This is a genomic window from Pseudomonas sp. NY15435 (assembly GCF_048068295.1).
Classification (GTDB): Bacteria; Pseudomonadota; Gammaproteobacteria; order Pseudomonadales; family Pseudomonadaceae; genus Pseudomonas.
This window is the reverse complement of sequence record NZ_JBLUQA010000008.1, coordinates 78,304-96,451: the sequence shown is the minus strand read 5'-3', so window position 1 is coordinate 96,451 and position 18,148 is coordinate 78,304. Positions and strand designations below refer to the sequence as shown.

At 65.7% G+C, this 18,148-nt stretch carries 22 protein-coding genes and 1 pseudogene; 13 read left to right on the top strand and 10 right to left on the bottom strand.

The features are described from left to right. Nucleotides 1-70: 70 nt before the first annotated feature. On the top strand, nt 71-874 hold the full coding sequence (locus ACNFH5_RS19800; protein WP_416748826.1) for a helix-turn-helix domain-containing protein: 804 nt from the start codon (nt 71-73) through the stop codon (nt 872-874). Nucleotides 875-880: 6 nt separating this feature from the next. On the opposite strand, the gene ACNFH5_RS19795 is transcribed toward ACNFH5_RS19800, so the two are convergent. Further along, nucleotides 881-1,405, bottom strand: coding sequence for a DUF962 domain-containing protein (locus ACNFH5_RS19795; RefSeq protein WP_416748824.1), 525 nt, complete (start codon nt 1,403-1,405; stop codon nt 881-883). A 74-nt stretch (nt 1,406-1,479) separates the two neighbouring features. On the opposite strand from ACNFH5_RS19795, the gene ACNFH5_RS19790 reads away from it, so the two are divergent. From ACNFH5_RS19790 to ACNFH5_RS19780, 3 genes are all read left to right on the top strand, one after another. Beyond that, a complete protein-coding gene (locus ACNFH5_RS19790) occupies nt 1,480-2,169 on the top strand; it encodes a Crp/Fnr family transcriptional regulator (RefSeq protein ID WP_416748822.1) in 690 nt (229 codons plus the stop codon). 185 nt (nt 2,170-2,354) lie between these two features. Beyond that, a complete protein-coding gene (locus tag ACNFH5_RS19785) occupies nt 2,355-2,852 on the top strand; it encodes an outer membrane beta-barrel protein (RefSeq protein WP_416748820.1) in 498 nt (165 codons plus the stop codon). A 243-nt stretch (nt 2,853-3,095) separates the two neighbouring features. Next, nucleotides 3,096-3,854 (top strand): hypothetical protein, encoded by a 759-nt coding sequence (locus ACNFH5_RS19780; protein ID WP_416748818.1) that lies wholly within the window; start codon nt 3,096-3,098, stop codon nt 3,852-3,854. Nucleotides 3,855-3,856: 2 nt separating this feature from the next. Here ACNFH5_RS19780 and ppk2 read toward each other — a convergent pair whose 3' ends face one another. Continuing rightward, entirely contained in the window at nt 3,857-4,738 is an 882-nt protein-coding gene (gene ppk2 / locus ACNFH5_RS19775; RefSeq protein WP_416749139.1) for a polyphosphate kinase 2, read from the bottom strand. 195 nt (nt 4,739-4,933) lie between these two features. Then, nucleotides 4,934-5,899, bottom strand: coding sequence for a magnesium transporter CorA family protein (locus ACNFH5_RS19770; protein ID WP_416748816.1), 966 nt, complete (start codon nt 5,897-5,899; stop codon nt 4,934-4,936). An 89-nt stretch (nt 5,900-5,988) separates the two neighbouring features. On the opposite strand from ACNFH5_RS19770, the gene ACNFH5_RS19765 reads away from it, so the two are divergent. The 3 genes from ACNFH5_RS19765 (at nt 5,989) to ACNFH5_RS19755 (ending at nt 9,527) form a co-directional block, all read left to right on the top strand. After that, nucleotides 5,989-6,270: a hypothetical protein gene (locus ACNFH5_RS19765; protein WP_416748814.1), complete on the top strand. Its 282-nt coding sequence runs from the start codon at nt 5,989-5,991 to the stop codon at nt 6,268-6,270. 81 nt (nt 6,271-6,351) lie between these two features. Continuing rightward, on the top strand, nt 6,352-6,585 hold the full coding sequence (locus ACNFH5_RS19760) for a TIGR02647 family protein (RefSeq protein ID WP_416748812.1): 234 nt from the start codon (nt 6,352-6,354) through the stop codon (nt 6,583-6,585). Nucleotides 6,586-6,677: 92 nt separating this feature from the next. Further along, a complete protein-coding gene (locus tag ACNFH5_RS19755; RefSeq protein ID WP_416748810.1) occupies nt 6,678-9,527 on the top strand; it encodes a class I adenylate cyclase in 2,850 nt (949 codons plus the stop codon). Nucleotides 9,528-9,564: 37 nt separating this feature from the next. Here ACNFH5_RS19755 and rnk read toward each other — a convergent pair whose 3' ends face one another. The 4 genes from rnk to ACNFH5_RS19735 all read right to left on the bottom strand — a co-directional run bounded on the left by rnk (nt 9,565) and on the right by ACNFH5_RS19735 (nt 11,730). After that, entirely contained in the window at nt 9,565-9,969 is a 405-nt protein-coding gene (rnk, locus tag ACNFH5_RS19750; RefSeq protein WP_416748808.1) for a nucleoside diphosphate kinase regulator, read from the bottom strand. A gap of 183 nt (nt 9,970-10,152) precedes the next feature. Continuing rightward, nucleotides 10,153-10,359: a DUF1289 domain-containing protein gene (locus ACNFH5_RS19745; protein ID WP_416748806.1), complete on the bottom strand. Its 207-nt coding sequence runs from the start codon at nt 10,357-10,359 to the stop codon at nt 10,153-10,155. Then, the gene (cyaY, locus tag ACNFH5_RS19740) at nt 10,337-10,672 is read right to left on the bottom strand and encodes an iron donor protein CyaY (protein WP_259758043.1); all 336 of its coding nucleotides are present in this window, start codon (nt 10,670-10,672) and stop codon (nt 10,337-10,339) included. Before cyaY ends, ACNFH5_RS19745 begins: the two co-directional genes overlap by 23 nt. After that, complete coding sequence (locus ACNFH5_RS19735; RefSeq protein ID WP_416748803.1) at nt 10,669-11,730, bottom strand: AraC family transcriptional regulator; 1,062 nt, start codon at nt 11,728-11,730, stop codon at nt 10,669-10,671. Before ACNFH5_RS19735 ends, cyaY begins: the two co-directional genes overlap by 4 nt. 154 nt (nt 11,731-11,884) lie before the next feature. On the opposite strand from ACNFH5_RS19735, the gene lptM reads away from it, so the two are divergent. The 6 genes and pseudogenes from lptM (at nt 11,885) to ACNFH5_RS19705 (ending at nt 15,684) form a co-directional block, all read left to right on the top strand. Further along, nucleotides 11,885-12,025, top strand: coding sequence for an LPS translocon maturation chaperone LptM (lptM, locus tag ACNFH5_RS19730; RefSeq protein WP_017520757.1), 141 nt, complete (start codon nt 11,885-11,887; stop codon nt 12,023-12,025). 114 nt (nt 12,026-12,139) lie between these two features. Then, nucleotides 12,140-12,334, top strand: a pseudogene (locus tag ACNFH5_RS19725) (diaminopimelate decarboxylase); the annotation flags it as partial. Nucleotides 12,335-12,347: 13 nt separating this feature from the next. Next, on the top strand, nt 12,348-13,178 hold the full coding sequence (dapF, locus tag ACNFH5_RS19720) for a diaminopimelate epimerase (RefSeq protein WP_416748801.1): 831 nt from the start codon (nt 12,348-12,350) through the stop codon (nt 13,176-13,178). A 156-nt stretch (nt 13,179-13,334) separates the two neighbouring features. Continuing rightward, nucleotides 13,335-14,036, top strand: a complete 702-nt coding sequence (locus tag ACNFH5_RS19715) for a DUF484 family protein (protein WP_416748798.1) — start codon at nt 13,335-13,337, stop codon at nt 14,034-14,036. Nucleotides 14,037-14,089: 53 nt separating this feature from the next. Further along, nucleotides 14,090-14,995 (top strand): tyrosine recombinase XerC, encoded by a 906-nt coding sequence (gene xerC, locus ACNFH5_RS19710; RefSeq protein WP_416748796.1) that lies wholly within the window; start codon nt 14,090-14,092, stop codon nt 14,993-14,995. Then, on the top strand, nt 14,992-15,684 hold the full coding sequence (locus ACNFH5_RS19705) for an HAD family hydrolase (protein ID WP_416748794.1): 693 nt from the start codon (nt 14,992-14,994) through the stop codon (nt 15,682-15,684). Before xerC ends, ACNFH5_RS19705 begins: the two co-directional genes overlap by 4 nt. Nucleotides 15,685-15,837: 153 nt before the next feature. Here ACNFH5_RS19705 and sutA read toward each other — a convergent pair whose 3' ends face one another. From sutA to ACNFH5_RS19690, 3 genes are all read right to left on the bottom strand, one after another. Then, complete coding sequence (sutA, locus tag ACNFH5_RS19700) at nt 15,838-16,170, bottom strand: transcriptional regulator SutA (protein WP_045215410.1); 333 nt, start codon at nt 16,168-16,170, stop codon at nt 15,838-15,840. Nucleotides 16,171-16,248: 78 nt separating this feature from the next. Continuing rightward, nucleotides 16,249-16,674, bottom strand: coding sequence for a secondary thiamine-phosphate synthase enzyme YjbQ (locus ACNFH5_RS19695; protein WP_416748792.1), 426 nt, complete (start codon nt 16,672-16,674; stop codon nt 16,249-16,251). Between the two features lie 106 nt (nt 16,675-16,780). After that, nucleotides 16,781-18,115 carry an ammonium transporter gene (locus ACNFH5_RS19690; RefSeq protein ID WP_045215404.1) on the bottom strand — a complete coding sequence of 445 codons (1,335 nt, stop codon included), beginning with the start codon at nt 18,113-18,115 and terminating at the stop codon, nt 16,781-16,783. Nucleotides 18,116-18,148: the final 33 nt, after the last annotated feature.

The window sequence follows — 18,148 nt, the reverse complement described above, 5'->3', positions numbered from 1 at the left end:
CGATTACCTGCCAGGTAATGGCCGTTACGTGGAGGGAGGTCTATCGTTCGATCCCATGAACACTCCAGCCATGAACAGCCCGACCCACAACAGCCCGGCCCAACCGGTCGGCGCCCTGCTCCGCCAATGGCGCCAGCGCCGCCGACTCAGCCAGCTCGACCTCGCCTGCGACGCGGAGATTTCCACGCGCCACCTGAGCTTCGTCGAAACCGGCCGCGCCCTGCCCAGCCGCGAGATGCTCCTGCATCTGGCCGAGCAGCTGGACATCCCCCTGCGCGAGCGCAACCGCCTGCTCAGCGCTGCCGGCTACGCGCCGGTTTACTCGGAGAAGGGCCTGGACGACCCGGCGCTGACCGTCGCCCGGCAGGCCATCGACCAGTTGCTCAAGGCCCACGAGCCGAACCCGGCAATGGTGGTGGACCGCCACTGGAACCTGCTGGCGTCCAACCGCACGGTGGATATCTTCCTGATTGGCGTCGATCCGGAGCTGCTGCAGCCGCCGATCAACGTGCTGCGCATGAGCCTGCACCCCAAGGGGTTGGCGCCGCGCATCCTCAACCTGGGGCCGTGGAAGGCGCACGTGGTAGAGCGCTTGCAGCGCGACTTCGAGGCCAGCGGCGATCCGGCGCTGGCGGCGCTGCGTGACGAGGTGGCGGGGTATCCGGCACCGCCCTATGACGAGGCGGCCAGCGGCGACATGGTGCTGATCCCGGTGCAACTGCAGACGGAACTGGGCGTGTGCAGCCTGATCGGCACCATCACGGTGTTCGGTACGCCGGTGGACGTGACGCTGTCGGAGCTGGCGCTGGAAACCTTCTTCCCGGCCGACCCCGACAGCGCACGAATCCTGCGCCAGCTCAGCGGCACAGAGTGAGCTGAATCAGGCGGTTGCCTTCTTCTCGCGGATGCAGGTCGGGCCGGCGCGCTCTTCCACGGCGTGGCGCACTTCATCGCGCAGGCCAAGCAGGAAGGCCGCTTCGGCAGCGACGAACAGCGGGCCTACGATCAGGCCGGTGAGGTCGTCGACGAACGCCGGCTTGCGCCCTTCGTACCAGTGGCCGACGAACTGGATGATCCAGCCCACCACGAACAGGCCGATGCCCCAGGTGAGCCAGTAGGTAGTTGTGCCGGCAGCCAGCGCGGCGCCGATCCACAGCGACAAAGCCAGCAGCGCGGTCATCAGCAGGCCGAAGCGCACGTCCAGGCGCAGGTAGAAAACAACCGAGGCCAGCGCCAGCAGCGTGGCGGGCGAGACCAGCACGCCGGCCAGCTCGAAGCCGGGGCGCGACAGCAGGGTGGCGATGGCCAGCACGATCATCGGAATGCCGATGAAATGGCTGACGATGTTCCGCCGGTCACGGTGGTAGGCGGCATATTGGGCAAGGTGATCGACCAGAGTTTTCATTGTTGTTCTCCCGCAAGGTACTGGCATGATGGCGTTGTGCGCCTTGCCACTCTGTCAGCTAGCCGACATTGCCCATGACCGACACCAAGCCCTATCTCTCCCGCCTCCAGGAAGGCCGCTGGTTCCAGACCCTGCCCGAAGGCCTGCGCCAGGCCCTGTGCGACGCCGCCGTGGTGCGCCGCCTGCCCGCCGGCCAGCGCCTGTTCGCCCGCGGCGATGCGCCATGTGGCCTGTATTGCGTGGTGGAAGGAGCGATGCGCGTCAGCGTGGTCGGCGAGAACGGCAAGGAAGCGCTGCTGGCGTTGGTGGAAGCGCCCAACTGGTTCGGCGAGATCTGCCTGTTCGACGGCCAGCCGCGCACCCACGATGCCTACGCAGAAGGCGCCACGACGCTGCTGCAGGTGCCCCAGGCGCCACTGCAGGCAATCCTGGCCCAGCATCCGGAATACTGGCGCGACTTCGCCCTGCTGATGAGCCACAAGCTGCGCATCACCTTCGCCGTGCTGGAGGAGCTGTCACTGCTGCCGGCCGCGCCCCGCCTGGCCCGGCGCCTGCTGATGATCGCCGAGGGCTACGGCGAGTCGGCCATCGCCAAGCGCGAGCTGCACCTGCCTCAGGACCAGTTGGCGGCCATGCTCTCGCTGTCGCGGCAGACCACCAACCAGATACTCAAGGACCTGGAAGCCCAGGGCATCGTGCGGCTGAGCTACGGTGGCATCGAGATCCTCGACCGCGAGCGGCTGCGCCATGCTGCGCACGCCTGATCCCACTCGCCGCGTCTAGAAAAAAAGCCAGGCCACTCTCGACAACCTACGATGGCCGCGCCCGCCGCTCCCTCGCTCTAATGCCCCCGCCGCCGCGCTGGCCCTCCGCCCGCGCCGAGCCGGCACCCGAACCTTCCGCATGACAGCAAAGCGGCCGGCCCCCTCGCCGGCCGCCAGGGAATCCTATGCGCCTTTCGAAACTCCTTTGCGCCCTCGCGCTGACCGCACCTGCACTGGCAATGGCCGACGACCGTGGCCTCTACGTGGGTGGCGGCGTGACCCGCCTCGAGATCGACGACCGGTCCTTCGATGACCACGACAACAGCTACAAGCTCTACGCCGGCTACCGCTTCAACAACTACCTGTCCCTGGAAGGCGCGGTAGTCGATTTCGGCGACATGAGCGACGACCGCAAGCACTTCGATGGCGAATCACTGCAGGCCAACGTGCACCTGGGCTTCCCCATCGGCCAGCGCATCCGCCTGTACGGCATCGCCGGTGTACACGCCTGGCACGCCGACGACGATGCCGCCGGCAAATCCGACGATGTCGACCCGCTCTATGGCTTCGGTGGCGAAATGGACCTGATCGGCGGCCTGGGCGTACGCCTTGAACAGGAATACCTGGACGTCGGCGATATCGACCTCGACCAGACCACCCTCTCCGCCTACTGGCGCTTCTGACGCCAGCGCGATCCCGCAAAAGCCCGGCGGAGGTTCGGCTCTCTCCCCAGAGCAGTCCTCCCCCCTCACGGACCTCCGCCGGCACCTTCTCCCGTTCCAGGCATCGCCTGCGCAAATCACTCTTTCGGTCGGTTGCAGCCGCCGCATTCGCGGCTAGCCTAGGGATAGCTGCGTTTCTGGCGCCAAAAAGACACACATACGGCGATTCGCGCGGCTCACAATAACAATAAGGACGCCTCCGCCATGTTCGATATCGTTCGTGGGTTCATGCTGTGCTGTTTCGGACTCTTCGCCCTCGCCGCCCAGGCCAACCTGCCCAGCGAGGAACTGCAGCTGCAGACCCTGCAGGTCTACACCTGCCGCTCGATCAACAGCCTGTTGCTGCTGCGCGGCGAGGGCTTCCAGGAAGCTCACGCGGCCCAGCTGGAGAAGGACCTCGCCACCCTGGACAACGCCGTCAAGGGCTACTCCAAGGCGGACGAGGCACTGCGCAAGGCCCACACCGAGTTCGTTACCCAGATTCGCAACGGCGTTTCCTATGGGCCCAAGGAAGAAGACCTGCCCTGGCGCTATAACCAGGATCTGAGCCGGTCCCTGCGCGAGCTGCTCAACCAGATCGAGCGCTTCGTACCGGCCACCGCCGATGCCAGCCAGATTCCCCTGTGGGAATTGCCGGTGCGCGTCGAATACCTGGCGACCCAATACCTGGGCCGCGCCTATATCAGTGGCCTGGAATTGGCCCGCGAACAGCCGCAGGAATACCTCGGCCAGGACGAAAGCGTGCTGGTGCCGCTGCTGACCCAGCGCATCGAGCAACTCCCGGACAGCGACGCGACCAAGAAGCTGCGCACCCGCTGGGAATACCTGAGCAAGGCGCTGCTGGACATGAACAGCAAAAGCAACAGCGGTGTCAGCGCCTCGGGCCGTCCCTGGGCGCCGATCATCGTCGACCGCAACGCCCGCGCCGTCTCCGGCCAGCTCATGCTGATCAGCCAGCAGTAACCTCAGGCGCTCAGCGGTTCCGGGGCCTTCGCCGGCACCTGCACCACGGCCTGGGCCGGCCGCTCCAACTCGTCGCGGTCCATCAGCGCGGCGCGGCCCGCCAGCAGCTCATCCGGGGCGCAGGCGATCTTCGGGTTCTTGTCCGGGTAATCCAGGCTGTGCAGGAAGTGCCGCAGGCAGTTGAGCCGCGCGCGCTTCTTGTCGTCGGACTTGATCACCACCCAGGGCGCATCGGCGGTATCGGTGTGGAAGAACATCGCTTCCTTGGCCTGGGTGTAGTCGTCCCAGCGGTCCAGCGACTGGATGTCGATGGGCGACAGTTTCCAGTGTTTGAGCGGGTCATCACGGCGCGAGACGAAGCGGCGCAGCTGCTCCTCGCGGCTCACCGAGAACCAAAACTTGAACAGGTGGATGCCGTTGCGCACCAGCATGCGCTCCAGCTCCGGCGTCTGCTGCATGAACTCCAGATACTGGCGCGGCGAGCAGAAGCCCATCACCCGCTCGACGCCGGCGCGGTTGTACCAGGAGCGGTCGAAGAAGACGATTTCACCAGCCGTGGGCAGGTGCTGGATGTAGCGCTGGAAGTACCACTGGCCGCGTTCGGCGTCGCTGGGTTTCTCCAGCGCCACAACACGCGCGCCACGAGGGTTGAGGTGTTCGGTGAAGCGCTTGATGGTGCCGCCCTTGCCGGCGGCGTCGCGGCCCTCGAAGAGCAGGACGATGCGCTGGCCAGTCTCCTTGACCCAGTTCTGCACCTTCAGCAATTCGATCTGCAGTTCGGCCTTGGCCTTTTCATACTCCCGGCGCTGCAGGCGCTTGCGGTAGGGATAACTGGCGGGCAGCTGGGCCGAGGTGGAATCCTCGTTGCTACCGCGCGGAGCCATAGCGACGGTCAGCGCGACCGGGCCCTGGCTCTGCGCCTGGATCTGCGCGCCACCCTCGGTGGATGCTTCGGGCAGCGCGGCGACGGCGGGCTTGCTGGCTTCGGATTGCGGCATGGTCTCCTCCTGTGAGACGTGGGGACGGCCCTCCACTGTGCGACCCGCGCCGCGAGCCTTTCTTGACCCGCATCAACCCGTCTACAGCCAGCCTTTGTACTTGAACCAGTAGTAGGGAATGATCGCCGAGATCACCATCGCCACCAGCGCCATGGGATAGCCCGCCAGCCATTGCAGCTCGGGCATGTGCGCGAAGTTCATGCCGTACACCGTGCCCACCAGGGTCGGCGGCAGGAACAGCACGGCGGCGATGGAGAACACCTTGATGATGCTGTTCTGCTCGATGTTGATCAGGCCCAGGGTGGCGTCCAGCAGGAAGGTAATCTCCCCGGCCATCTTCGTCTGGTACTCGCTGAGCGAGCGCACATCGCGCTCCACCGACTTCATGCCCAGCTTCACTTCGTCGCTGATCCAGCCGTTGCTGCCCTGGCGGAAATAGGACAGCGGCCGACTGATGCTGAGCAGGCTCTCGTTGAGCTTGGACAGCAGGGAGTTCTTGCGCCCCAGTTGCTTGACCACTTCCTGCAGATCGGCCTTCTCGTTGGCCGGGCCCTCGCGGAAGATGCTGGTGCCCAGGCTGTCGAGCTGTTTCTGCACGTTCTCCAGCACGTCGGCGATGCGATCCACCACGCTGTCCATCAGGGTCACGAACAACTGGTCGCTGCGCCCCTCGCAGCCGCCGCGCTGGGTACGCGTCTCGAAGGTGCGGAAGGCCAGCAGGTCGGTGTAGCGCACCGTCACCAGCCAGTGCGGGGTCAGCACACAGGTGACTTCCGAGGTGCTCGGCTTGTGCTCGCGGATGCCGCCGACCACGGTGGTGGTCATGTACAGCGCGCCCTTGCTCTCGTAGAAGCGCGAGGAATCCTCGATCTCGGCCATCTCTTCCTGGGTCGGCACATCCACCTCGATGATCGACTCCAGCAGTTTTTCCTCTTCCGCCGTGGGCCGGAACAGGTCGATCCACAGCGTGTCCTTGGGCATGCCGTGGCACTCGCTGCCGTTGTGGCGAACCAGGCGGTCGCCGACAAGGGTGTAATAGGTGATCATGTCGCCCGACGATCCTTTTACGCACCTGAAGTTGCCCCGCAGGTTGGCCAACTTCAGGCGGCTTCACAAGTCCAGCGGAGAGCAATGTGATGACTGACCAAGACGATGCCGAAGAGTCCTTCGCCGAAGACACCCTGATCCAGGCTATCGAGAACCAGATCGAAAGCGAGAGCCCGGCAGCCGCCCGCGCGGTGTTCAACAAGCTGACCCTGGTCGGCTACGAACGCGAGGACGCACTGCACCTGATGGCCCTGGTGCTCGCCCACGAGATCGAGGCGATGCTCGCCGAAGATCGCCCATTCAATGGCGAATGGTACGAGCAGGCCCTGCGCGCGCTGCCGACGCTGCCCGACGGTACTGTTGCGGAATGAGTCAGCGGCATAAGACCGCTTGCCGAACCGGTCGGACTTGAGACTACACTGGAGCCTCATTGACCATCGGGAGTTACGCGAATGGCTTTCACGAAAGAAATGGTTGAGGAACTGGACCTGCTGGCACTGTATGACCTGGAGAACAGCCAGGCGGGATTGAAAGTCCACCATGACGCCTCCACCGAGGCTGTCGCGGCCGCCGGCCGACTCCACGCCAAAGGGTTGATCGATCAACACGATGGCGGCTACCTCACCAGCCTGGGTCTCGATGCCGCCGAGCACGCCCAGGTCCTGCTCGGTATCCTGCGCGGCTGACCTCAAGTTCCCCCGCGAGCGGGCGATAACCTGGCACACTTCCAAGCGCCGCATTCTCTGATGCGGCGCCGCTGGCCAGGCAGCAGTACGCCATGACGCTCACCCCCGAGATCCGCCCGGACATTGACGACGGCATCGACCGAAAGGTGCTGGCGCAGCTGCGCCAGCGCTTCCTGAAGGTCAACGCCGCGCGTCTGCAACGGGCCAGCGAAGCACTCTCCACGCGCCAGCAACTGGTGCTCAAGCTGCTGCCGCTGCTGCTGGATGTGAACCACCCGCTGCTGCCCGGCTACGTCTCGGCCAGCACGCCAGCCGGGCTGTCGAACTTCGTCCCGGACGACGAGATTCTCGCCGAGGCCCAGCGCCTGACCCGCTCCTTCAGCTACAAGACCCGCCGCGGCAACCCGCCGCTGCCGATCCACGGGCTGTTCCTGATGGGCAGCCTGGGCACTGTCGCCCAGGCCGAACAGAGCGACCTGGACCTGTGGGTCTGCCACGCCTCCGACCTCACCGAGCGGGAGCTGGCGGAGCTGCGGCGCAAGTGCGAGCTGCTCGAACAATGGGCCGCCACCCAGGGCGCCGAGGTGCACTGCTTCCTCGTCGACCCGCAGCACTACACCCAGGGCGCCCGCGAGGCACGGCTGACCTCCGACGACTGCGGCACCAGCCAGCACTACCTGCTGCTGGACGAGTTCTACCGTACCGCCATCTGGCTCGGCGGCCGCACGCCGCTGTGGTGGCTGGTGCCGGTCTACGAAGAGAACCGTTACGCCGAGTACTGCCAGACGTTGCTGAGCAAGCGCTTCATCCGCGCCGAGGATGTCCTCGACCTCGGCCACCTGGCGCGCATCCCGCCGGGCGAATTCATTGGCGCCGGCATGTGGCAGCTGTTCAAGGGCATCGAGTCACCCTACAAGTCGGTGCTCAAGCTGCTGCTCACCGAGGTCTACGCCAGCGAGCACCCGCAGGTCTCCTGCCTGAGCCTGCGCTACAAGCAGGCGATCTATGCCGGACGCCTGGACGTGGAGGAACTCGACCCCTACGTCATGCTCTACCGCCGCCTGGAGGAGTACCTCAAGGAGCGCGGCGAAACCGAACGCCTGGAACTGATCCGCCGCTGCCTGTACCTGAAGGTCGGCAAGAAGCTCAGTCGCCCGCCACGCCAGGGCCACAAGAGCTGGCAACGCAAGGTGATGGAGCGCGTCTCGGCACCCTGGAAGTGGGACAGCCGCGCCTTCGCGCAGCTCGATAGCCGCAGTCAGTGGAAGGTTCGCCAGGTGCTGCTGGAACGCCGCGCGCTGGTCAACGAACTGACCCACAGCTACCGCTTCCTCTCGCAGTTCGCCCGCCTGCAACACGCCGCCGCCGGCATCAACCCGCGGGACATGGGCATCCTCGGGCGGCGCCTGTATGCCGCCTTCGAGCGCAAGGCCGGCAAGGTCGAATTCATCAACCCGGGCATCGCCCCGGACATGGCCGAAGACATCCTCACCCTCGCCCAGTTGCCCGGCGGCGAGGCCGGCAAACCACCGTTCTGGGCACTGTACAGCGGCAATCTGTCATTACAGGAAATGGCCGACTTCGCCCCGCTGCGGCGCGCCCGTGACCTTTTGGAGCTGCTTGCCTGGAGCCACCGCAACGGCGTGATCGACGCCACCACGCGGCTATCCCTGCAACCGGGCAGCAGCGACCTGACCGAGTTCGAACTGCAGAACCTGCTGGGCTGTCTGCAGCAGGCCGTACCACTGCCGCTCAACGAAGTACCGGAAAGCGCCCTGCTGCGCAGCGCGGTGCCTTCGCAGGTGTTGCTGCTGGTGAACGTCGGCGTCGATCCGCTGCGCCAGCACAGTCAGATGAATGTGCACATGACCACCGAGCGCACGGACTCGCTGGGTTATTCCGGCGTACGCGACAACCTGGTGCTGACTCTCGACCAGATCACTCTCAACAGCTGGAATGAACTGCTGGTCAGCCGCTACGCAGGCCCCCACGCGCTGCTCGACTGCCTGCGCGAATTCCTCAATACGCTACCGACCGATGCCCCGCCGCCGCGCCTGCTGGTGCGCTGCTTCTGCCGCAACCGCGCCACCGCCATCGCCCAGCGCGTCGAAGACCTGTTCCGCGACGCCCACGCGCAGCTCGCCAGCGGCAAGGGCGGGCGCTACCTGCTGCAGGTGCGCCAGCACTTCCATCTGCTGCACCTGGTACCGGGCAGCGTCAGCCACCGGGTGATCGACGGGCTGCCGGCGCTGGTCGAACACCTGGGCGACACCCAGGACGACAGCGGCTTCCTGCAACTGGACCGGCACGCACTGGAGGGCGATGACCTCGCCATGATCCTGCCGCTGGGCCGGGCCAATACCGTGCAGGTGTTCTACCGCCTGTATGAAGGCAACGCGGAAATCACCATCCTCGACGAACGCAACGCCCTCTGGCGGCGGCGCCAGGAGTACGACACCGAGGAAGGTCTGCTGCTACCGCTGCAACGCTTCCTGCAATCGGTGCAGTACCGCCGCAACGCGGTGATCTCGCTACTGGAAGCCCAGGGTCCGGTGGGGGCGGACATCCTCTTCTACGAAGTGGTGAGCAACGGCAATCAGCGCGCGCAACGCATCGAGCGGCGCAATACACCGCAGCCGCTGGAAGCACTGCCTTTCTACAACGTGCAGGCGATCGTCGAACCGGGCGAGGGCCAGCGTGCGCGTACTACGCTGTTCTGCAACCACCGCGAGTTCTCGGAGCTGGAGTTCGGCAGCGAGCTGTTCCAGGCCGTAGCCCGGCACATCCTCGACCGCCGGCGCGGGCAGGAGCGCTACCCCTGCTACATCACCGACCTGGACCTGTCGGCCATGCGCGAAGGCGGGGAGCTGCAGACAGTGCATTTCCTGCGCTACAAGCAAAGCCTGGAACAGGCTCTGAACCGGGCGCTGGCTGAGGCCTGAACGGCCGCGCCGGCACCCGGCGGAGGGAGCGGGCGGATCAGCGATCGTAGTCGCCGGCCGCTTCGGGCTGGTATTCCACTTCCAGCAGGCTCAGCTTCAGCGTCTTGCCGCTGGGCGCCGGCCAGTCGATGCTCTGGCCGGTAGTCAGGCCCAGCAGCGCGGTGCCCACCGGGGCGAGAATCGAGACCTTGCCTTCGCCGCCAAGATCGGCCGGGTAGACCAGCGTCAGGTGGTACTCCTTGCCGCTGCTTTCCTCGCGGCAGCGCACGGTGGAGTTCATCGTGACCACGCCCGGCGGTATCTCGTCGTGGCCGACCACCGTGGCACGGGCCAGTTCGGCCTCCAGCGCCTCGGCCGCGGGGCCGTACTCATCCAGGCTGTCGAGCATGCGCTCCAGACGTTGCAGGTCGAGTCGAGTAACGGTGATGGGTGTCGTGGTCATGATGGTTGGCAGTCTCCTTACAGGAGAGCCCCGGACGCTCGCGCGTTCGGGGCCCTGGGTGTTCTGGCAGTAAAGACGTTCGAGGTTCGAACGCGCAGTGAAATCCGAAAAAAGAAAAACCCCGCCCAAGGCGGGGTTTTCCCGGACACTAACACAGCACAGAAAATAAGCAACACCGACCAGTCACCACTTCGGCGAGTGGTTGTTTCGGCGCTTTTCGCAGTCCGCCAGGATCGCCCGGCGCCGCACACCGTCGGCCTCGTTCCACTCCAGTATCTCGCCCAGCGTGCGCCCGCAGCCGACGCAGACATCCGCGTCGTCCAGGCAGCAGCGCCGGCAGCAGGGCGAAGCGACGCTCGCCGGCGGCTCAGATGCCGGGGAAGTCGACATCCTCGCCTGCCTGTTCCAGCGTGGCGCGGTTGAGCAGCGCGCCCAGCGGTTCGCGCGTGCTGTCGCAGATCCACAGCGAGCCGGACTCGTCGTAGTCGAAGTGGAAGCCACCGGAGCGCGCCGCCACCCACAGCTGCCGCAGCGCCGGCTGGCGGCTGAGGATCAGCTGGGTGCCATTCTCGAAACGCACGGTCAGTACGCCACTGGAGTTCTCCAGGTCCACGTCCAGGTCGCTGTCGTCGAAGGCGTCCTCCACCGTTACCTGTACGGCGTCCACCAGGTCATGGAAGCGGGCTTCGCTCAAAGTGCTCATGCATCGTCCTCGGGATCAGTCAAAGGCACCAGTTTACGCCGGTATTCGCCCAGACTCTGCCCCGTCCAGCGACGGAATGCGCGGGCAAGCGAGCCGGCTTCGCTGAAGCCCAGCAGGTAGGCGATGTCGGCGCTGTCCAGCGCCGGGTCGCGCAGGTAGTGCAGCACCAGTTGCTGGCGGGTTTCGTCCACCAGTTGGCTGAACGACAGGCCGGTATCGCGCAGCCGCCGCTGCAGCGTGCGGGGGCTCAGCGCCAGCGTCTGCGACAGGCGCTCCAGGTCGGCGCCCTGCTCCGGCAACTGGCGCGCCAGTTCCAGGCGCGCACGGTCGAGCACGCTGTCGCCCTTGTTGATCTCCACCAGCAGTCGCTCGGCGTAGGCATCCAGGGTGCGCTGCACCTGGGCGTCGGCCTGGCCCAGCGGCAGTGAAAGCAGACGCTTGGGGAAGACCAGGGCGTTGTCCGGCTGATCGAACAGCACCGGGCAGCGGAAAATGCGCTCATGTTCGCGGGTATCCGCCGGTGCACTGTGGCTGAAGCGCACCTCGTACGGCGCCTCGTCCACGCCGCTGACCCAATGGCCGAAACTGACCCAGCCAGCCAGCGTCTCCTCGCTCATCTGCCGCTGCTGTTGCGGCAACAATGGCTCCCAGCTGTGTTTCACCAGCGCCTCGCAGCCCGCGCGCGGCGGCTCGTCAGCCAGTTCGACGCGGCCCAGGTTACCCACCAGCGAGGCGTAGCGCGCCTGCCGATGCAGGGCGTCGGAAAGAGTCGCGCAACTCATGATCAGGTAGCCGAGCACACCGTAGTAGCCGGGGCGCACGGCCTCGCCCAGGTGCAGGCCGAGATTGTCGTCACCGCTCAGGCGCACGCCGGCACCCACCAGTTCCAGGTAAGCGCTGGCAGCGATGCGCTGATCGCGCTGGGCAAGGATCGAAGGCTCCAGGTGCACCGTCGCCAGGAGCTGCGCCGGCTCCACGCCCTGGCGCTGCAGATGCTCCACGAGGCCCTGCAGGTAGGCCACCGACACCGAACTGGGCAGGGGATCGCGATAGTCCATGGGGCTTTCCGTTTTTTGCCCGCCATCATAGGGCCACTGGCCCTTCCGGCGCGAGCCGCAAGCCCCGCCGGGCGGGCGCCCGCTTGAATAGGCAAGGCGGCGGGGGGCCGGTATACTCCGGCCCCATTGACGCTTTAATTACAAGGATTCCGCCATGAAGCGACTGCTGCTTCCCTTCGTCGCGATCGCCCTGCTGACCGCCGCTATCGCTGGCTGCGGCCAGAAAGGCCCGCTCTACCTGCCGGACGACGAAAAGGCCAAGAACGAACACAGCAAGGACCGCTACGGTCTCTGAGGGCGTTCCCATGGACGCCTTCGACGTCCGCGGCGGGCTACTGCTCGCGGCAGACGTGCCATCGCCGGCGTACGCCGGGCGTTCTGGCACGCCGCTCCGCAGAGCCGACGGCTTCGCGCTCCCGCCCGGAAAGAAGGTGACCTGCTGGCCGTTCATCCGGCCGGCGCCTATGGTTTCGTCATGAATTCCAACTACATCACCCGGGGCCGCGCCGCCGAGGTGCTGGTGGATAGCTCGGCCGCGCACAGGATGCGTCGCCACGGAACACGACAAGAGCTGTTCGCCGGCGAAAGCCTGCTGCCGGACTGAGGCCGAGACGACGATGCTTCTGCGCTTTACCAAGATGCATGGGCTGGGCAATGACTTCATGGTCCTGGACCTGGTCAGCCAGCACGCCCATGTGCAATCCCGCCACGTCAAACAGTGGGGCGACCGCAACTTCGGGGTCGGCTTCGATCAACTGCTGATCGTCGAGCCGCCGAGCACGCCGGACGCGGATTTCCGTTACCGCATCTTTAACTGCGACGGCACCGAGGTCGAACAGTGCGGCAACGGCGCGCGCTGCTTCGCCCGCTTCGTGGTCGACAAGCGCCTGACCGCGAAGAAGACCATCCGCGTGGAAACCAAGGGCGGCATGATCGAGCTGACCATCGCCAACGATGGCCAGGTCACCGTCGACATGGGCCCGCCGCGCCTGCAACCCGAGCAGGTGCCGTTCAAGGCCGATGGCGAGGCGTTGAGCTATCCCCTCGAAGTGGACGGCCAGCGCTACGACCTCGCGGCCATCTCCATGGGCAATCCGCACGGCGTGCTGCGCGTGGATGACGTGGACAGCGCGCCGGTCCGCACGCTGGGGCCGAAACTCGAAATCCATGAGAGCTTCCCGCAGAAAGCCAACATCGGCTTCCTGCAGATCGTCAATCCGCACCAGGCGCGCCTGCGCGTGTGGGAACGCGGCGCTGGCGAGACCCTGGCCTGCGGCACCGGCGCTTGCGCGGCGGCGGTCGCCGGCATTCGCCAGGGCTGGCTGCAATCGCCGGTACAGATCGACCTTCCCGGCGGACGGTTGTCCATCGAGTGGGCAGGACCGGGTCAGCCCGTTATGATGACCGGGCCCGCCGTGCGGGTGTTCGAAGGCCAGGTACGTCTATAAAGCCTGTTCAAGGTCTTGCCGAGCGCAGCTCAGACAAGGCGGTAACAGGCGAGAAAGCGCAGTTTACGAAGAGTAAATGAGCATTTTGAGCCTGTTTCCAACGCCGTATGAGCAAAGCGCAGGCAGACATTGGACAGGCGCTGAACCGGGACGCTTATGACCGATATTCCGCAGGACCCCACCGTTACGCTCGAAGCCGAACAGGTCGCCGACTATCTTCGCCGGCACCCTGAATTCTTCGTCGATCATGACGAGCTGATCCCGGAAATGCGCATTCCGCACCAGCCAGGCGATGCCGTGTCGCTGGTGGAGCGCCAGGTACGCCTGCTGCGCGAGCGCAATATCGAGATGCGCCATCGGCTGTCACAGCTGATGGACGTGGCCCGCGACAACGACCGCCTGTTCGACAAGACCCGCCGCCTGGTGCTCGACCTCCTCGATGCGACCAGCCTGGAAGAAATCGTCAGCACAGTGGAAGACAGCCTGCGCCACGAGTTCCTCGTGCCTTACGTCAGTCTGATCCTGTTCAGCGACAACAACCTGCCGGTGGGCCGCTCGGTGAGCAGTGCCGAGGCGCACCAGGCCATCGGCGGCCTGCTGTCGGGCGGCAAGACCGTCAGCGGTGTGCTGCGCCCCCACGAGCTGGCCTTCCTGTTCTGCGAAAGCGAACGCGAGCAGGTCGGCTCCGCCGCCGTGGTGCCGCTGACCTTCCAGGGCCTGCACGGCGTACTGGCGATCGGCAGCCCCGACCCGCAGCACTACAAGAGCTCGCTGGGCACCCTGTTCCTCGGCTACGTCGCCGAAGTCCTCGCGCGCACTCTGCCGCGCTTCTCCACGCCACTGCGCTCGGTACGCTGACCTTCGCAACGCGGTAAGCTGCCAGCCTGGCTGTCTCACTGGGAGCTTTCCGCTTGTCGCTCGAAGCCGATCTGCAAGCCTATCTGGAACACCTGCGCAGCGAGCGCCAGGTCTCCGTACACACGCTCGACGGCTACCGTCGGGACCTGGCGCGCCTCGCCGGGCTGTGTGAAAAATCCTCGATCAACGAATGGTCGGCGCTGCAGGTACGCGACCTGCGCCTGTTCGTCGCCCGCTTGCACCAGCAGGGTCTCGCCAGCCGCAGCCTGGCGCGCCTGCTGTCGGCCACGCGCGGGCTGTACCAGTATCTGATCCGCGAAGGCCGTTGCCGGCACGACCCGGCCGATGGCCTCGCCGCGCCCAAGGGTGCGCGCAAGCTGCCACGCACGCTGGATACCGACCGCACCGCACAACTGCTCGATGGCGGCGTGGAAGACGACTTCATCGCCCGGCGCGACCAGGCTTTGCTGGAGCTGTTCTATTCCTCGGGCCTGCGGCTCTCCGAACTGGTCGGCCTCGACCTGGAATGGCTGGACCTCAAGGACGGCCTGGTGCGTGTCCACGGCAAGGGCAACAAGGTGCGCGAGCTGCCGGTCGGCCGCGCCGCGCGGCAGGCCATCGAAGCCTGGCTGCCTTTGCGGGCCTCGGTTTCACCACAGGACAACGCCGTGTTCATCGGCCGCAGCGGCAAACGCCTGACGCCCCGCGCCATCCAACTGCGCGTCCGCGAAGCCGGGGTTCGCGAGCTGGGCCAGCACCTGCATCCGCACATGTTGCGCCATTCGTTCGCCAGCCACATGCTCGAGTCTTCCCAGGACCTGCGCGCAGTGCAGGAGCTGCTTGGCCACGCCGATATCGCCACCACGCAGATCTACACCCACCTTGATTTCCAACACCTCGCCACGGTCTACGACCAGGCGCACCCACGGGCACGTCGTAAACCCGGAGCAGAAGAATGAGTATCCGTCTGGTCACCTTCGATCTCGATGACACGCTGTGGGACGTTGCCCCGGTGATGAACAGCGCGGAAGCCACCCTGCGCGACTGGCTGGCGGTGAATGCCGCGCAGTTGGGCCCGGTGCCCATCGAGCACCTGTGGGCGATCCGCTCGCGGCTGATGGAGCAGGACCCGATGCTCCGCCACCGTCTGAGCGAGCTGCGCCGGCGCATCCTGTTCCATGCGTTGCTCGATGCCGGTTATCCACAGCCCGAGGCGACCGAGCTGGCCGAGGCTGGCTTCCAGACCTTCCTCCACGCGCGGCATCAGGTGGCCCTGTTCCCCGAGGTGCACCCGACCCTGGAGCAACTGGCCAACCGCTTCATCCTCGGCGTGCTCACCAACGGCAACGCCGACGTGCGCCGCCTGGGGCTGGCCGATTACTTCCAGTTCGCTCTGTGCGCGGAAGAACTCGGTGTCGGCAAGCCCGACCCGCACCCTTTCCAGGAAGCGCTAAAACGCGGCGGCGTGGCGGCGGAGCACGCCGTGCACATCGGCGACCACCCCAGCGACGACATCGCTGGCGCGCGCCGTGCAGGCATGAAGGCGATCTGGTTCAACCCCGCGCGCAAGGCGTGGGATGGCGAAGAAGCGCCCAGTGCGATCATCCATAACCTGTCGGAGCTGCCAGCGGTTCTGGCAAGACTGTAGGAGCGGACTTTGTCCGCGATAGGTACGCATCGCGCAGGAGGCCATCGCGGACGGAGTCCGCTCCTACGCACATGAACCCTCGCAACGAACGGGCATGAAAAAGCCCCGCCGCTCCAGACGGAGCGGCGGGGCTTTTTCATGTCACGTCAGATATCAGATAGGGCGGCTGCCGTATTTGCTATCCGGCTTCTTGGGCGGGTCGGCCACCACGTTCGGCTCGATCTCCTGCACCTTGCCGCCGCGAGTGAGGAACTCCTCCATCGCACGGGCCAGTGCATCACGATCCTTCTGCTTGGCTTCGACCGAGGGCAGTTCCTCTTCTTCCGCAGCGGCCTTGGCTTTCTTGCCACCGCCCTTGGGAGAAGGGGCTTCATCCCCATCGCCGCTGTCTGCTTCGGCGTCGCTGTCGTCCGCTGCGGCGAGTTCCTCGCCATCGTCCTCGTCAGCGCCGTCCAGCTCGTCCTGTTCCAGTTCTTCGTCGCTCATTATTCAACCTCTGTGGTGCTGCAAAGCACGTTAGTTATAGCCCAGCTGCGCGCTTTGACGAACGCCGCCGGAAAAAATTCATACAAGCTCGCCCTGCCAGGTCGCCACTATGCTGCGCGGGCCGCCGTGGTCACGGTGCTCACCCAGATAGATACCTTGCCAGGTACCCATTGCCAAGCCTCCCCCCTGTATCGGCAGCGTCAGCTGACAGCCCAGCAGGCTCGACTTGAAATGCGCCGGAAGGTCGTCGGGACCTTCGTAGTCATGTTCATAGCCACTCTCGCCCTGGGGCACCAGACGATTGAAGAATCGATCGAAATCGCGGCGCACCGAGGGGTCGGCATTTTCGTTGACCGTCAGCGAGGCGGAGGTGTGCTGCAACAGCAGGTGCAGCAGGCCAACCCGGCATTCCGACAGCTCCGGCAGCGCAGCCAGGATCTCCTCGGTGACCAGGTGGAAGCCTCGCGGGCGAGGGCGCAGGGTGATGGATTTCTGCTGCCACATGGCGCGTTCTCCTCCTTCTCGGACGGTGATGCGCGCGCATTCTAGCGTGCTGATCGAAAAAGCAAAGGGCGCCCGAGGGCGCCCTTCGTCGAACTTGCGCGAACCCTTACAGGTTGTAGCCGCGTTCGTTGTGCAGGGAGAGGTCCAGACCCACGGTTTCCTCTTCCTCGGTAACGCGCAGACCCATGACCAGGTCCAGGACCTTGAGGATCACGAAGCTGACGATACCGGTGTAGACGATGGTGAAGGCCACGCCCTTGAACTGGGTGAACAGCTGCGCGCCGATGTCGGTCACGGTGCCGAAGCCGCCCAGGGCCGGAGCGGCGAACACGCCGGTGAGCAGCGCGCCGACGATACCGCCGACAGCATGCACGCCGAAAGCGTCCAGGGAATCGTCGTAGCCGACGGCACGCTTGAGGCTGGTGGCGGCGAAGAAGCAGATCACGCCGGCCGCCAGGCCGATCACGATGGCGCCCATCGGGCCGCAGGTGCCAGCGGCCGGAGTGACGGCAACCAGGCCGGCAACCACGCCGGAAGCGATACCCAGGGCGCTCGGCTTACCGTGAGTGATCCACTCGGCGAACATCCAGCCCAGGGCGGCGGCGGCGGTGGCGATCTGAGTGACCAGCATGGCCATGCCGGCGGTGCCGTTGGCGGCAGCGGCGGAACCGGCGTTGAAGCCGAACCAGCCCACCCACAGCAGCGCAGCGCCGATCAGGGTGTAGCCCAGGTTGTGCGGCGCCATGGCAGCGGTCGGGTAGCCCTTGCGCTTGCCCAGCACGATGCACGCCACCAGGCCTGCGATACCGGCGTTGATGTGCACCACGGTGCCGCCAGCGAAGTCCAGCACGCCCCAGTCCCACAGCAGGCCGCCGTCACCGCTCCAGACCATGTGGGCGATCGGTGCGTAGACCAGGGTGAACCACAGCGCGGTGAAGATCAGCATGGCCGAGAACTTCATGCGCTCGGCGAAGGCGCCGACGATCAGGGCCGGGGTGATGATCGCGAAGGTCATCTGGAACATCACGAAGATGCTTTCCGGGAACAGCGCGGCGGCGGAAGTCAGGCCGGTGCTGGTCAGGCCGCTGAGGAAGGCCTTGTCCAGGCCGCCGACGAAGGAAGCGAAGTTGACCACGCCCTTCTCCATACCGACGGTATCGAAGGCCAGGCTGTAGCCGTAGACGACCCAGAGGATGCTGATCAGCGCGGTGATCGCAAAGCACTGCATCATGATCGACAGGACGTTCTTGGCGCGCACCATGCCGCCGTAGAACAGGGCCAGGCCGGGGATGGTCATCAGCAGCACCAGAGCACTGGAAATCAGCATCCAGGCGGTGTCACCGCTGTTCAGGACAGGGGCCGCTGCCTCGTCAGCCAAGGCCAGACCGGGCATTGCGAGGGGCAATAGGGCGCCTAGCCCTGCGTATTTGCGCAGAGTCATTGTTGTTTCTCCTGGGGCGTGGGGTTCGGTGTG

Coding starts and splice junctions, on each gene's coding strand:
- ACNFH5_RS19800 (WP_416748826.1), top strand. CDS start 71: ATGAACAGCCCGACCCACAACAGCCCGGCCCAACCGGTCGGCGCCCTG.
- ACNFH5_RS19795 (WP_416748824.1), bottom strand. CDS start 1,405: ATGAAAACTCTGGTCGATCACCTTGCCCAATATGCCGCCTACCACCGT.
- ACNFH5_RS19790 (WP_416748822.1), top strand. CDS start 1,480: ATGACCGACACCAAGCCCTATCTCTCCCGCCTCCAGGAAGGCCGCTGG.
- ACNFH5_RS19785 (WP_416748820.1), top strand. CDS start 2,355: ATGCGCCTTTCGAAACTCCTTTGCGCCCTCGCGCTGACCGCACCTGCA.
- ACNFH5_RS19780 (WP_416748818.1), top strand. CDS start 3,096: ATGTTCGATATCGTTCGTGGGTTCATGCTGTGCTGTTTCGGACTCTTC.
- ppk2 (WP_416749139.1), bottom strand. CDS start 4,738: ATGGCTCCGCGCGGTAGCAACGAGGATTCCACCTCGGCCCAGCTGCCC.
- ACNFH5_RS19770 (WP_416748816.1), bottom strand. CDS start 5,899: ATGATCACCTATTACACCCTTGTCGGCGACCGCCTGGTTCGCCACAAC.
- ACNFH5_RS19765 (WP_416748814.1), top strand. CDS start 5,989: ATGACTGACCAAGACGATGCCGAAGAGTCCTTCGCCGAAGACACCCTG.
- ACNFH5_RS19760 (WP_416748812.1), top strand. CDS start 6,352: ATGGCTTTCACGAAAGAAATGGTTGAGGAACTGGACCTGCTGGCACTG.
- ACNFH5_RS19755 (WP_416748810.1), top strand. CDS start 6,678: ATGACGCTCACCCCCGAGATCCGCCCGGACATTGACGACGGCATCGAC.
- rnk (WP_416748808.1), bottom strand. CDS start 9,969: ATGACCACGACACCCATCACCGTTACTCGACTCGACCTGCAACGTCTG.
- ACNFH5_RS19745 (WP_416748806.1), bottom strand. CDS start 10,359: ATGTCGACTTCCCCGGCATCTGAGCCGCCGGCGAGCGTCGCTTCGCCC.
- cyaY (WP_259758043.1), bottom strand. CDS start 10,672: ATGAGCACTTTGAGCGAAGCCCGCTTCCATGACCTGGTGGACGCCGTA.
- ACNFH5_RS19735 (WP_416748803.1), bottom strand. CDS start 11,730: ATGGACTATCGCGATCCCCTGCCCAGTTCGGTGTCGGTGGCCTACCTG.
- lptM (WP_017520757.1), top strand. CDS start 11,885: ATGAAGCGACTGCTGCTTCCCTTCGTCGCGATCGCCCTGCTGACCGCC.
- dapF (WP_416748801.1), top strand. CDS start 12,348: ATGCTTCTGCGCTTTACCAAGATGCATGGGCTGGGCAATGACTTCATG.
- ACNFH5_RS19715 (WP_416748798.1), top strand. CDS start 13,335: ATGACCGATATTCCGCAGGACCCCACCGTTACGCTCGAAGCCGAACAG.
- ACNFH5_RS19705 (WP_416748794.1), top strand. CDS start 14,992: ATGAGTATCCGTCTGGTCACCTTCGATCTCGATGACACGCTGTGGGAC.
- sutA (WP_045215410.1), bottom strand. CDS start 16,170: ATGAGCGACGAAGAACTGGAACAGGACGAGCTGGACGGCGCTGACGAG.
- ACNFH5_RS19695 (WP_416748792.1), bottom strand. CDS start 16,674: ATGTGGCAGCAGAAATCCATCACCCTGCGCCCTCGCCCGCGAGGCTTC.
- ACNFH5_RS19690 (WP_045215404.1), bottom strand. CDS start 18,115: ATGACTCTGCGCAAATACGCAGGGCTAGGCGCCCTATTGCCCCTCGCA.